The organism is Bacillus sp. FF-1 (genome assembly GCF_028548245.1).
Classification (GTDB): Bacteria; Bacillota; Bacilli; order Bacillales; family Bacillaceae_G; genus Bacillus_A; species Bacillus_A paranthracis.
The window spans coordinates 379,830-394,194 of record NZ_JAQQGG010000004.1 but is presented as its reverse complement, the minus strand read 5'-3'; the positions used below and the strand labels follow the sequence as shown (position 1 = coordinate 394,194).

10 protein-coding genes are annotated in these 14,365 nt (G+C 36.8%); 4 read left to right on the top strand and 6 right to left on the bottom strand.

Annotated elements, in window-relative coordinates; translation table 11 throughout:
* Nucleotides 1-2,940, bottom strand: a complete 2,940-nt coding sequence (gene fdhF / locus PQF83_RS17175; protein ID WP_001063648.1) for a formate dehydrogenase subunit alpha — start codon at nucleotides 2,938-2,940, stop codon at nucleotides 1-3.
* Nucleotides 2,941-3,272: 332 nt separating this feature from the next.
* Between fdhF and gerSA the strand changes: the two genes are divergently transcribed.
* Genes gerSA through gerSC form a run of 3 tightly spaced genes read left to right on the top strand, consistent with a single transcriptional unit; the run spans nucleotide 3,273 to nucleotide 7,042 of the window.
* Nucleotides 3,273-4,811 (top strand): spore germination protein GerSA, encoded by a 1,539-nt coding sequence (gene gerSA / locus PQF83_RS17170; protein WP_000534503.1) that lies wholly within the window; start codon nucleotides 3,273-3,275, stop codon nucleotides 4,809-4,811.
* On the top strand, nucleotides 4,808-5,905 hold the full coding sequence (locus tag PQF83_RS17165) for an endospore germination permease (protein WP_000166500.1): 1,098 nt from the start codon (nucleotides 4,808-4,810) through the stop codon (nucleotides 5,903-5,905). Before gerSA ends, PQF83_RS17165 begins: the two co-directional genes overlap by 4 nt.
* Nucleotides 5,906-7,042: a spore germination protein GerSC gene (gene gerSC / locus PQF83_RS17160; RefSeq protein WP_001252192.1), complete on the top strand. Its 1,137-nt coding sequence runs from the start codon at nucleotides 5,906-5,908 to the stop codon at nucleotides 7,040-7,042.
* Between the two features lie 81 nt (nucleotides 7,043-7,123).
* On the opposite strand, the gene PQF83_RS17155 is transcribed toward gerSC, so the two are convergent.
* The 5 genes from PQF83_RS17155 to PQF83_RS17135 form a co-directional block, all read right to left on the bottom strand.
* On the bottom strand, nucleotides 7,124-7,258 hold the full coding sequence (locus PQF83_RS17155) for a hypothetical protein (protein ID WP_001116173.1): 135 nt from the start codon (nucleotides 7,256-7,258) through the stop codon (nucleotides 7,124-7,126).
* A 57-nt stretch (nucleotides 7,259-7,315) separates the two neighbouring features.
* Nucleotides 7,316-10,678 (bottom strand): tubulin-like doman-containing protein, encoded by a 3,363-nt coding sequence (locus tag PQF83_RS17150; protein ID WP_000175141.1) that lies wholly within the window; start codon nucleotides 10,676-10,678, stop codon nucleotides 7,316-7,318.
* Between the two features lie 73 nt (nucleotides 10,679-10,751).
* A complete protein-coding gene (locus tag PQF83_RS17145; RefSeq protein ID WP_000702084.1) occupies nucleotides 10,752-12,851 on the bottom strand; it encodes a vWA domain-containing protein in 2,100 nt (699 codons plus the stop codon).
* 257 nt (nucleotides 12,852-13,108) lie between these two features.
* Nucleotides 13,109-13,447 (bottom strand): VOC family protein, encoded by a 339-nt coding sequence (locus tag PQF83_RS17140; protein ID WP_000693975.1) that lies wholly within the window; start codon nucleotides 13,445-13,447, stop codon nucleotides 13,109-13,111.
* Nucleotides 13,448-13,518: 71 nt separating this feature from the next.
* Nucleotides 13,519-13,854 (bottom strand): hypothetical protein, encoded by a 336-nt coding sequence (locus tag PQF83_RS17135; RefSeq protein ID WP_000842907.1) that lies wholly within the window; start codon nucleotides 13,852-13,854, stop codon nucleotides 13,519-13,521.
* Nucleotides 13,855-13,988: 134 nt separating this feature from the next.
* Between PQF83_RS17135 and PQF83_RS17130 the strand changes: the two genes are divergently transcribed.
* Nucleotides 13,989-14,363, top strand: coding sequence for a hypothetical protein (locus PQF83_RS17130; RefSeq protein ID WP_000554991.1), 375 nt, complete (start codon nucleotides 13,989-13,991; stop codon nucleotides 14,361-14,363).
* Nucleotides 14,364-14,365: the final 2 nt, after the last annotated feature.

Genomic DNA, 14,365 nt, shown 5'->3' with positions numbered 1-14,365 from the left:
CTACTTATCCGTTAAATGCACATACCCTGGACGTGCCCACTTACGATGTACCTCAATACCAGATTGAGGATGACGTTTTTTATTACGCGGGTTCGCTTTTGGCATCGGATTTTCGCCATCAACTTCCAGCACTTCCATACGCACTTTCGTCTGTTTATAAGCAGGTGTGTTCGTACGCGTATCAACGGCAGGACCTGTTAAGAAATTAATTGCTGTTTCATTATCTGTAGAGTTCATCGGTAAATATAACTCATTCGCTTTTACACGATCTGTTACAAGTGCACGTAATTTTAACGCTCCAAACGGAGAGACAAGACGGACTAATGAACCAGTTTTTACTCCACGTTCTTTTGCAAGTGCTGGAGAAACTTCAACGAAAACGCCAGGCACTTTCGTTTGAATACCTGTTGATTTATTTGTCATATTCCCTTCATGGAAGTGCTCAAGCATACGACCATTGTTAATATGAAGGTCGAACTCAGCTGGGAATTCAGCTGGGCGCACCCAGTCAGCAATCGCAAAACGAGCTTTTTTATCCGGGAAGTTAAATCCATCTTGGAAAAGAAGCGGTGTATTCGTTCCATCAAAACTTCCCCAATGGAAACTATTCCATCCTTCCAATACTTCATAGTTTGCTTGTGAAAATAGTGGTGATAAACTTGCCATTTCAGCAAAAATTTCACTTGGATGACTATAACTCCAGTTTGCACCTAATTTATTCGCAACTTCCTGCACAATCCACCAGTCTGGCTTCGCATCTCCAAGCGTAGGAAGAACTTGATATAGTCTTTGAACACGACGCTCTGTATTTGTAAAAGTACCTTCTTTTTCAAGAGATGGCGCTGCTGGTAATACAACATCTGCATATTGAGCCGTTTTAGATAAGAAAACATCTTGCACAACGAAGAAATCAAGGCTTGATAATACTTCATGTACATGATTCGCATTAGAGTCTACAAGAGCCATGTCTTCTCCGACAAGATACATAGCTTTCATTTTCCCTTCGTCAATCGCGTGAAGCATTTCAATATTATTCAGACCTGGTTCGCTATTAATTTTCACTCCATAAGCCATTTCAAATTTCGCACGTTCCATATCGTTCGTAACGTGTTGATATCCAGGAAGCCATCCTGGTAAAGTACCCATATCACAAGCACCTTGTACGTTATTATGACCTCGAAGCGGATATGCACCAGCGCCTGGACGACGATAATTACCTGTTGCAAGTAGTAAGTTTGAAATCGCAGCGGAAGTATCAGATCCACCTGTATTTTGCGTTACCCCCATTCCCCAAAGGATACATGTACCATCTGCATCACGAATCATTTCAGCCATTTGAATCAGTGTTTCTTTTGAAATACCAGTCATTTCTTCTGCATATTCAAGTGTATATGCTGTAAGGCTCTCTTTGAAATCTTCAAAGAAATTTACATTCTCATCAATAAATCGTTGATCGTGCCAGCCTTGATCAATCATATATTTCGTAACAGCCATTAACCATACTTGATCTGTTCCTTGTTTTGGACTAATAAAGACATCTGAACGCTCTGCCATTTCTGTTTTACGAAGATCAGCCACAATTAATTTTTGTCCGTGTAATTTATGTGCACGTTTAATACGTGTAGCTAAAACAGGATGACCTTCTGTCGGATTACAACCTACAATAATAACAAGACCAGATTGTGCAATATCTTTAATCGTTCCAGCATCTCCGCCCATACCAATTGTACGGAATAATCCGTCTGTCGCTGGTGATTGACAATAACGTGAGCAGTTATCAATATTATTCGTTTCAAATACTTGTCGAGCTAATTTTTGAATCACATAATTATCTTCATTCGTAATTTTAGATGAAGAAATAAAACCGATAGCATCTTTACCGTACTCTTCTTTAATCGATCCTAATTTACTTGCAACTACATTCAACGCTTCTTCCCATGTTGATTCAACAAACGTTCCATTTTTACGAATTAAAGGTTTCGTAATTCGTTCTTTAGAATTTACGAAATCCCAACCAAATTTTCCTTTTACACAAGTAGAAATTGCGTTAACTGGCGCATCAGAAGAAGGTTGTACTTTAAGAATTTTACGCCCTTTCGTCCACACTTCAAATGAACAACCTACACCACAAAATGTACATACTGTTTTCGTTTTCTTCGTACGAGTATCACGCATGGCCGCTTCCACTTCTGATACCGCAAAAATACCGCTATATCCAGGCTCTACTTCTTTAATTAAATCTACCATCGGTTCAAGAATATCTGGCTTTAGTCCCGTCATAAATCCAGCTTCACCGAGCATCGTTTTCTCCATTAAAGCGTTACAAGGACAAATGGTTACACATTGACCACAACTAACGCATGAAGAATCATTAATATTTACTCCTTCATCCCAAATCACTCGTGGGCGTTCCGCTTCCCAGTCTATCGATAATGTTTCATTTACTTGTAAGTTTTGACACACCTCTACACATTGACCACATGCAATACATTGATTCGGGTCATAACGATAAAACGGATGCGTCATATCAACTTCACTTACATCTACTTTCGGTTCATAAGGATATTTTTGATGTTCAATTTCCATTAATTCTGCTGTATTATGCAGTTTACAGTTCCCATTGTTGTTGTCACATACTGTACAATATAATAAATGATTTTCTAGTAACCGATCCATCGCCTCTGTTTGTGCTTCTTTCGCACGAGTAGAATTACGTTCAATGTTCATACCTTCTGTCGCTACTGTCGAACAAGAGCGCATTAACTTTCCGTCAACTTCTACAATACAAGTGTCACATGTTTGAATAGGATCTACTTCTGGCACGTAACAAATTTGCGGATGTTCAATCCCGTTCTCATTTATAACACCCAATATCGTTGAACCGGGCTCCGCTGTATACTTTTTTCCGTCAATTGTAATATGAACCATGTTGTTATTCATGGTCTTTCCCCCTTTTTGAGAATAAAAAAACTCCACCACGAAAATATACGCACCACATTTCGGCACGTTATTATCATGGTGGAGTAGTTTATTAGCACATCTTGCTAAAATACCAATCCATTTATTCATAAATAAAACGATAGAGTCATAACAGGTCATATCACGATTCCATCTTTAACACTATAATTATAGCGTTAAAGTTAAAAATATACAATATAAAATTTAAACTACGCATATGTCCGTATGGAACTATCCATAATAACCCATATAAAGTGAAACTTTAATCAGCCCTCACCAATCGGGATAAAACATAACAAGGAGTAAGCAAACAAATGGGGTCTTTTAATAAATGGATTCGTGGTGAAAAATCTTTTTCTAACCAAGAGCAAGCTGATCACACATTAAATAAATCTATTTCTTCTTCCCTTTCCCTTAATTTAAAGCACTTGTCCAAACTGTTTAGCGGTATTCCAGAATTAATAACACGCAATTTTCCATTAAAAAACGGACAGGAAGCTGCACTTATATATATGGAAGGACTTGTAGACAAAACTGTTATTAACGTAAACATCCTTCGTCCTCTCTTATTTAAAGAGTGGAATGAAGACGATTTTTGGGAAGCCTCTGTTTCTATCGGAAATATTAAAAAGATTGAGCAGTGGACAGACATTGAACAATCTCTTTTACACGGCAAAAGTATTTTATTTATAAACGGGCAATTATCCGCTTTAGAGCTTGATACGCAAGCGGCACCAAAAAGGAGCATTGAAGAGCCTACAACAGAGAGCTCCATAAAAAGCTCACACGAAGGATTTAATGAAGTAGCGAGCGACAGCCTTGCACTTATTCGTCGATATATTCCAAATCGCGAATTGAAAGTGAAGGAATTCACTGTTGGTGAACGAGCTACTTCAAAGGTTTTTTTGCTTTATCTAGCAGATGTTGCGGACGAAGATGTCGTAAAAGAAATGGCATCCCGTATCGAATCAGTAAAAGTGGATGCGATTCTTACTACTGGTGAATTAGAGGGGTTTGTTGAAGATAATTCCTTTACTCTCTTTCCGCAATTATCAATAACTGAACGCCCTGACACAACAGCACATCATATTCTAGATGGGCGAATTGCTGTTGTTGTAGATCGTTCACCAGGCGTATTAATTGGACCAATGACTTTTTCAGCTTTTTTTCAGACGATAGATGATTACAGCTTCAGGCCAATGATTCCATCTTTTATACGATTACTTCGTTTCACTGGATTATTTATTGCAATTTTCGCTCCTGCTCTTTATATTGCTATGATTTCCTTTCATTATGAAGTGATTCCACTTAAATTATTGTTAACGATTGGAGAATCTCGAGCTAAAATTCCTTTTCCTCCTATATTAGAAGCACTTTTGATGGAATTAGTACTTGAAATGCTCCGCGAAGCTGCAGTTCGGCTTCCGGGTCCCGTTGGACAAACCATTGGCGTCGTAGGAGGGATTGTCATCGGACAAGCTGCAGTTCAAGCAGGAATAGTAAGTAATGTCATGGTTATCGTCGTATCTATTACTGCAGTCGCTTCTTTCATCATCCCTAATCTAGAAATGTCTGCAGGAATTCGACTTCTTCGCTTCCCAATGATGATAATTGCCTCTTTATTTGGTGTCATTGGCATTATGGTTGGGATGGCAATCATTATTATTCATATACTTTCTATGGAATCTCTCGGTGTTCCTTATGGTAGTCCTTTTTCTCCGTTATTTGCTTCGGATTTAAAAGATATTCTTATACGTTTACCATGGAAAATAATGAAGAAGCGCCCACTATCCCTTAACTTAAAACAAGAGAATCGACAACGCGATATAGAAGGAACGGAGGAAGAGAAGTGACAAAGCGTGCAAAGAGGGAGATTAGTTTATTTCAATACATTTTAACGATTAGTGGTGTTCAAGTAGGATTCGGTGTCCTTACACTTCCTCGTGAAGTTGCACAAGGGGCGAATACAGATGGATGGATTTCTATTATTATTGGATGCGCTATCACTACTTTAGTCAGTCTATGTATTGTAAAAATTATGGAAAAGCATCCTGGGTATACTTTACTTGATGTGCTGACTCGTTATCTTGGGAAGTGGCTAGGAAAATTCGCTATGCTTCTTTGGATTTTATACGCTATACTTGCTGCGGTCTCCTTAATCTTTTCTCTTTTATATGTCATTCACATTTGGATTTTACCTAGAACTCCAATGTTTTTAATTATGATTTTGCTTTCTATTCCAATGCTTATGCTTGCATGTAAAGGTGTACTTATTATTAGTCGCTTTGCCGTTTTCACTGTGCTTTTTACCCTCTGGATACCATTACTATTGTTTATCCCTCTTAAAGATGGTCATTGGATATATCTTCTTCCCTTTCTAAAGGAAGGATGGCTACCAGTTGTAACCACAGTGAAATCAACTATCATTGCGTCTCTCGGATTCGAGTTTGCATTCGTCCTTTATCCCTATCTAACTAACAAATCAGCTGCAAAAAAAGGCATCGTTCTTGCAAATATGATTACGTTATTCGTCTACCTACAAGTTACGTTCGTTTCTTTCGTTTATTTTAGCCCAGATGGTATAACTAAGTTTTTATGGCCGACTCTTTCTCTTATTACACCATTTCACTTTTCATTTCTGGAACGGTTTGAAATTATCTTTTTGTCATTTTACCTCTTCATTATTTTCGATTCGTGCATTCCTTATATTTTTACCGCTTCAGATGGAATCAATCAATTACTTAACAAAAAAGGGAGTTCGTTACCTGTTTGGATTTTATTATTCGGATGCATTTTCGTTCTATTCTTTTATATCCCTTCCTCTTACCAAATAAGTGCGTTGCGAGAATTTTGGGGAGCTGCCAGTTATTTTATCGTTTTTCTATTTCCAGTCGTATTTCTCTTATACATGACACTATATCAGTATTGGGAAAGGAGAAGAGTTTAAATGAGGCGCTTTATTCATTTCACTATACTTTGCTTTCTCATAACCTTTTTAACAGGCTGTGGAGATCGTCTAGACTTAGAAAAACAATCGATTTCATTAATTTACGGCTTTGACGCAAAAGCAAAAGGTAAATTAATTGTGTACCACGTAAACCCTATTTTTAATGAAGATGTGGAGAAAAAGTACGAAACTCATGAAGCGAAAGTACGTACACCCCGAGAAGCAAAAGCAACGTTTAATAGTTCAAGTAGCGGTTTAGTGTCTACAGAAAAGTTACAGCTCATTTTATTTAGCACGAAATTTTTAAAACAAGAAGGTGCTATGCCTTACCTTGATGTTTGGTACCGCGATCCTAAAAATACCGGAAACATGCGCATGGTTGCAGTAGACGGGCCAATTTCTTCTGTTATATATAACAACTTTAAAGATAAACCTGCTCTTCCTGAGTATTTAACAGATTTAATTAATACAAATAAATTATACAATCGGACAGTTTTCACACCATTTCATGAATTTCATAGACAAACGTTTAATAAAGGTATAACACCTGCTATTTCAGAAATAAAAAAAGGAAAAAAAGATGTTATCGTTACAGGCTCTGCACTTTTAACTTCTCGCGGAATTTATAAGATGTCTTTAAATCGCTATGAAAGTGCCCTTCTGCTCATGTTGCAAAAAAAAGCTAATATACCTGTTTCACTTACAATGAAAATCCCTTCGCATTCAGTTGAAAGTAATAGTCATCTAAAAGATACAGAAGGTGAAGATTTCGTATCAATAAACGTTCTTAGCATGAATCGTGATATCCGTACAGGCTATAACGATAACCACTTCAAATTTAATGTTAAAATGGATTTAAAAATTGCCGTATCTGAACTTACATTCAATATGGATATAGATAAAGATAGGAAGAAATTAACTTCTCTTATTACAAAACAACTAAACAAAGATTTGAACAATTTAATCCACAAAATTCAAAAACAACAACTCGATCCATTCGGATTTGGTGATTATGCGAGAGCGTTTCAATATGAAGAATGGAAAAAAGTTGAAGACGCTTGGCCGAGTGTCTTTTCAAAAGCTAACGTGAAAGTAACACCTACGATTAAAATTTTAGAAAATGGGATTATTAAATAGCAAAAAAACACGCTACTTGCTCTTATACGTTTAAAGAGTAAGTAGCGTGTTATCATTTTTATTTTGAAGCTTCTTATACAGTTACACTTCTGTTTCTTGTTCTTCACTTTCCGCTTGTTCCAATCTTTGCTGCTCCGCAATTTCAGCTGAAATCATCCCATAATAAATTTCTGGATACAATCCAAATATTTGATATACACTTCCTAAAAACGGCATCGGAATCCCTCTTTTCTAAAGTTGTATTGCCACTTTTAAGGATTCCCTTTTCATTCATTATACATTCGTTTTTGGCGTTTCTTCTTCATCATGAACGCTTAATAAATTTTGCCATTTTTTATAAGGCGCACTATTTGGATCTACGTATCCTTTCGCGTACGAACGATCCCACAATTGTTTAATAAACATTTCTTTCTCTTTCTTGGCAACCATATCGGCACCTGTACCGTAATAGTTTTGGAAATATAACTCAATTTCATCAAGGAATAACCTTAATAATTCATCAGAAGTTTCTTCTAACGTTGGATCATATTTCGCTTCACGGTCATACATTAAAATCATATCTAAAATATTATGGACATGCTCTTTACGTAGCCATCTAATATCTTGAGCACCTAATACAAATGGATGTGTATATAAATGCCCACCTTGTATCATCGCCTTTTCTTGTTCTTCTTCAAACCTGGATAAGATGTTTTCATAAATGAACGGATTATGAAGTAACGCTCTGTGCAATTTATAACTTTCGCTTGAAATATTTTTCCCCATCGACTGAATTAAGAAACTACGTCCAACGCCGTTATATTGATACACGAATTGACCATCAACAGCAACTAAACTAATCCAGCGATATATATACGCGTATAGAAGAGCTCGATTACATTTATCATAATCTAACTTCGTTTGCGTTGCATTTAAGTCTGGCATGAATGCTGGTAAGTGCCAATACTTATCTAAATGCGGTGTTAAACTAGATTTTTTACTATTCAACTTGTTTACACGGCGATAGTACGACTGAAAATAATCACCTTTATCATTCATAAATCCATTTGCAATATGTCCAGACGAAAGCTTAGGAAAGTCTTGTAGTGATAAACCGTAATGTGCACGATAACAAATGACTTCAAATGGCGAGAAAGCTTCATTTACTGTATCTTTTTCTTTAAACATTTCTTGCATTAATTCCTCTTGCAGTTCTTTCTTTAAAGATGGGTGTATACCCCAATATTGTAATTCCCTATGATGAGAAACTTTCGGCACGAATGGACTTGCTAAATGGAACAAGTCTTCAATTTTTTCACGAACATATTCATCACGATCACGATTCTTATAATCCGCTTCTTTTCGTAATGCCTCAACGATATTCAGCTCTAATTTATCGCGATAGCGTATTTGTAATTCATCATAGCAATAACTTAGTATGTGCTCACGATAAAAGTCTTCTACCTTTTTCGATTGAATTTCTTCTGTTTTCGCATCCCGGCAATATTCCCCGTATAAGCTCATATAAATTTCTGCTGATATATCTTTCGGTAATACACCTAAATTTAAATGTTGTTGCATATCTTGCCATATCTTTTCTTGTAACTTCTCTTCCGCTAATACGTATACATTCGTTGGGTTTGTTTTCCCTTCAAATTCTTTGCTTCGTTTTTGAATTTCGAACAATAAATTTTCACGTGTTTCATGTAAATTATCAAAAAACCTTTCCCAATATTGAATCATTTTATTAACCGCTTGATATAACGATTGATAAACGAGTTCTAATAGCATTTCTTTACGGTATTCGTTTAATTTGTGTACGTACTGCGTTACAATATCCTCAAATTCCTTTTTAAATAAACGCTGCTGGTTATTAATCATTTTTCCGAACCAACCTTGTTGTTGCGCAATTTCTACTCGACGTACAGCTGTTACCGTTCCATCAATGTTACTCACATTAAATTTCTTATCGTAATTTTGAATTAAATTACGCTTTTGTTCATTATTTTCATGTAGTCGATTCATTTTTTCCACTAACTGCTTTCGAATTTCATACAACATAAAACGAGCTGCTACTGGATGAACTGGATCTGTTTTCTTTAAAAACCATGTATTTAATTGATATGACTGGCCTTCAGAACCACTTGGTGAAAAACGGTCTGATTCAATCATGTCATATAAAAGTGTCGTTACATGTTCATGTACACGGCTCGGAATCGCATACGCATATAAACGAACCGCATGATCGACCCTTGCTACTTCACCTTTCATTTGTTCCGTCATTTTTAGCTTCGCAGCCGAAATTTTACACTCATGCTGCAGACGATTTAATTCCTCGTCTTTTTGTACCGTACGCTGTACATAACTCTCTACAGCTTCTAAAAACAGTTTAGATTTCGCAACACCAACCTTGCCGCCTTCTGCTCCTTCACGCGTTTCATTGTACATTTGTCTATAGAAAATATGAGCCTGCTCTGGACGAGTAGCAAGATGTTCTAAATCTTCTAAATAACTTTTCCCGCGCTCTGGCTTTTCACGCTGCATACCACGTTTTACATCTTGGTCATATCTATGCTTCTTCTCTTGAAACAATTGATCTAAATGAAGCCACGATTCATCTAAACCTTGCACGGCCCATTTTAAAGCACAATATTTTAACACATGCTCATATGGATAAATAATCTTTGCCGTTCCGGCCCCGCAATATCGCCCTTTCCCGCTTGATTCTGCTAATTGCTGAATTTGATTATCTTCCTGTGCAAAATGATTTGCAGACATCGGACTAAATAATTGTAAATAAATCGTATTTGCCATTTGCTCCATATAATCTGATAAATTATGCAGATGGTGTCCATGTAAATTTTCGTAATCGTATAAAAAACAATAATTGTACGGTAAATGGTGTTGTTTAATCGTGTGATTTGTTCTCCCATCCTCATCTACTTGATCCGGTCGATACTCTAATTCAATCGTAACCCCGCCGCGTTTGGATAGTTCTCCTGTAGAACCGAGCGTAATGGCATGTAATTCTTTTAACGAGGCATAGCCGTTTGCTTGCACCGTTTCAAACTCTTTCGCACTAACTGTTCTCGTCTTCACTAACACATCCGGCATTAGAAACGCACCACGTATTAAAATGTTGTGATGTTGCAGTTTTTTTCGAAGCATTTCACGTAAATATAATGCAATTTGTAGAAACATTCCTGAACCTGTTCCGCCCGCTAGTGATGTTACGATAATGACACGTACTCCATATTCCGTTTGATCGCTTGTAACTGGAAAAATCTTCTCGATTTCTTGCCAAAAGGACGTTAATTTATCTTCTTTCATCGCAGCACGTAACGCTAAACGGGAAATGACGCGTAACTGTCCTGCTCCTTCTGTTAATGGTTTATCAAGTATAGTTGGATCCATCGGAAACCACTCTGGAATCGTCGGATCTCCCGCAATATACTCCCTAGGTGTTTTACTAGAGCTCGTTTGCGTCTTAAACTTTCGAATATGATCGAATTTACTCAATGTATTCACATCTGTATCAAATACGTGCATTGCTACTTTTTTCCGGCGCTCCTCAGGTAGTCTTTCATATATTTGATGTGTCACAGTACTACCGATTCCACCTAAACCAATTAATATTGTTGGAACTTGTAACGTCATGTGAACCACCTTCCTATTCTTGCTTGTTTGAAAAAAGGAGGGAAAAATAATACTCTCCTCTTTTCCCCATCTACTATTCACACTCGTATTTGTAAATCTCCTTACCATATCCTCTATCAATTACTAAAAGTTCATTTGGATATAGTGTCTTATGTTCCATTCCAACCTCATCCTCTGTTATAAACATCCCATCAATAATCATTCCTACTACTTGTGACTCTTTCGCTACAAATATCGATTTCGATCCTTTCTTTGCTATAAACGTAACGGATTGCACAGTCTTTCTTTCTGCTCTATACGGAATACCAAAATAATGTTTCCACCATTTATTTTTGAGTAACTCTGGCTCAGATTGATATAACCAATCTTTCGCTACCTCTTGATCCCATTCGTAATACAATAATGCTTTCCGGTGAAATCTTGGACGGACAATCCATCCTAAAACGATTATTCCTACTATTAACAGTAATAAAGTGATAGGAATAACAAGCTTAAAAATAAGCGCATACTTTTCATAAAACGGCGCATTTTGAATATGGAGTGTTATATCTTTCTTTACTTTTGGTAATTTTGAATCCTGCACTACGATGGTAGCTTCTACGGTGCCGGTATCTGTAAAATTGAACGTGTCGGAGTAATGCGGTCGAGGATAAATATAAATTTGATTACCATGCTGTTTTATTTCATAGTTGATTGATTGTTTAGATGTGACACCAGTAGATTTTAATAGTTTTTTTACAGCCTCTTCTGTCATCGGCTTATCATCTAACTGTGGTTGTATAATAAATGGTTTACTATTCTCTAAATTTGTTACTTTTTCTTCATAATCTTTCGTGACAGTTTGAAGTGATAATTTAGGCTTTTTCGTTGTTTCGATTTTAAATTCTTTCGTCTGTCTGTAAAACCCCTTTATGTTCATATGAACTTTCCCGCGTACTAATCCTTTAGTAAGCTTCGTTTCGTAATAAAATACATGTCTTTTATCGTCCCACTTCATCGCATATTGCTTCCCGTCTATTTCTACTTCAGCCTGAAAGTAAGAAGACTGAACTGGTAACTCAGTAGGTTTTGCTTCAATAACAGCTGTCACATCTTCATACATTTCCTCAACATTTTTTCTATCCTTATCCTCTTTGTCATAAGTAGAAACAGTATAATTAAGTGCCGGTTCGACTAGTACTTGTAATCCTTCTTTCTCAATATCTCGGTCCACTTCTATCGTATACGTTCCTGGTTTAATAACTTCTTCATTTTCCGTACTGATATGAACTATATTTCCGAACAATTTCGCTTCACCTGGTGCATGTATGGAAAAAGAAGATTGTAATTGTAATGGTTTAGAAATTTGTGTGACCTGATAATCGGGCAGAGAAGGCGATTGTCGCACAAGCGTCATACGCTTTAACGGAAATGGTGTTGTAATCTCTACTTTCTTCCCTACTACTTTCGTTTTTACAATCGATTCAACAGAGGAGAACGGATCACGATTTGCAACTAATGCCGCCACTTGATTGACGCTTTTTACAATACCATCCTCTCCACTAGATGGCATCGTAACTCCATTTATCTCTTTCTTCCATATTTCTTTAAACGTATTTAGTTGTGCCTTTTCTTGCTGTCCTAAATCCTCTTCCATCGTAATTAAAATTGGATGTAATGATATCTTTTTTGCATCCATTTCTTTCTTAAACTGTGCTAACTTCTGTGTAATTTGTTCTTTTCCGCCAATCTTATCTTTCTCTAAATCATTAAATGCCCCGTCAGTTAAGACAATAAGCCAAAATTCACGTTTCCCATCTATATCTGCTTCCTTTTTTATAGATTGCATCGCCGTTTCTACTGCGCTAAACGGAGTATTTAAATACGTTTTCCACGCTCCAATTCCCTCAATTTCCGTTTGTCTCTTATCCTTCGTTAACGAAATGTTTAATGGATCATTCGGCTTGCTCATTGGAACGTAAGAAAATTTATCTTTTTCATCTAATAGCGCAACTAAACTTTGCAAAGCATAATTGGCATATTTCCAGCGATCGTTATTTCTCATGCTGCCCGAATCATCATATACAAGTGAAACGACCCTTTCCTTTGCCTCCTCTCCTTTTGCAAAAGTCCAAAAAGGATGTAACCATATAAATAGAAACAACATGAATGTGGCACAAATTCGAATTTTCATGATGAGGCTTCGCCACCTTTGTAGACAAATTCCTATGTTTAAATTTATGAGAGGATACAAGATATATGACTTGTATTTTAGGACAACGAACGCAGCATAACTTTATTATGTAAACAGTTATAAAAACTGAATATGATTCCTTCTAGCGTTTTCTATCCGATCATATAAGTAAAAAAGCCTGTTTAAGCTCTACACTTAAAACAGACTTTTCCTACTTTTTATTTTAAAAACACATAACAAAAAGTTTGATTTTTGACTTAACACATCACTTCTATTGTAAATCCACCAGGTGCTTCAACGTAAAACGTATACGCATGTGCACGTTTAGGAGCTTCAACCAAAAATCCATCTTCCTTCAATCTTTGATTTATCTTATTTACTTGTTCTTCACTTTCTTGTGGAAATCCTACATGAAATGTTTTTGGATACTGAACTTCTTTTCCTTTCATTAAAGTTAGTATAAATCCATCATTATCACGCATAACTGCAAAGCCATTTCCCCTTGTTCCGCTACAAGTTAAGCCAAAATACTTTTCTAAAAACTCTCTCGCGGCTACTACATCTGCAACTGTTAAATTAAGATGTTTAATTTTCAAACCACCACCATCTTTCTTAATTTTCTAACATTTTATCATAAAATTAAAAAACACGCCTTTCACAGCGTGTTTCATTTCTTCACATACACTTCAACAATCGGATTATCTTTATGATCCGCATGTAAGCGTATATTCTCTTCACTTGTACGATAAATGCCAGCTAATAACATAATCGTTAACACGTTAGGAGTTTTTGCATCACTCCCGTATTTCCTTTCCAGCGCTTCCTTATATTCAAAATCCAAATCCCCCTGCACATATGTATACACTTCAAAACCATCTTCTAAATTGCAAACTACTGTATCAATAATATCTGTCCCTACTTGCTTTTTCATTTCCTCTCGCAATGCTTCAATAAATTCTTCCCACGGTACTTCGTATGTCTGAAACTGATCTGTAGATTTCATGCCTTTTCCTCCTTATATATCCTCTTCCTATATTTCCCCTTTCCTATAACAATTATGATAGTTAGGGCATTCGTACAAGCCGCACTTGTCCCCCTTACATATCGTATTACTGTAATGGGGAAGGAGGAATGAATATGCATAGACAAAAATGTTATGATACATGCCGACGTTACTTCGGAAAAGTGGTTCGGATTGAAGACCGTGATGGCCGTATACATTTAGGTAAAATAATCGATGTGACACAAAGCTCTGTATGGATTGAACCGGTGCAACAGCGCTCATCTTTTGATTCAGGATTCGGATACTATGACGCTTATGCAAATGGTGGTTGCGACCTTTGCGGCGGCCTTAGCAGATGTGATAGTTGCGGATTTGGTTGTGGTGGTGGATTCAGCGGCTGTGGATGTGGCGGTCGTGGTTGTAGTAATTGTGGTGGCGGCGGCTGGGGTGTTGAACTCGGATTTGGGTTCATCTTCGGAATTACATTAGCTGCATTATTTTTCATTTAACA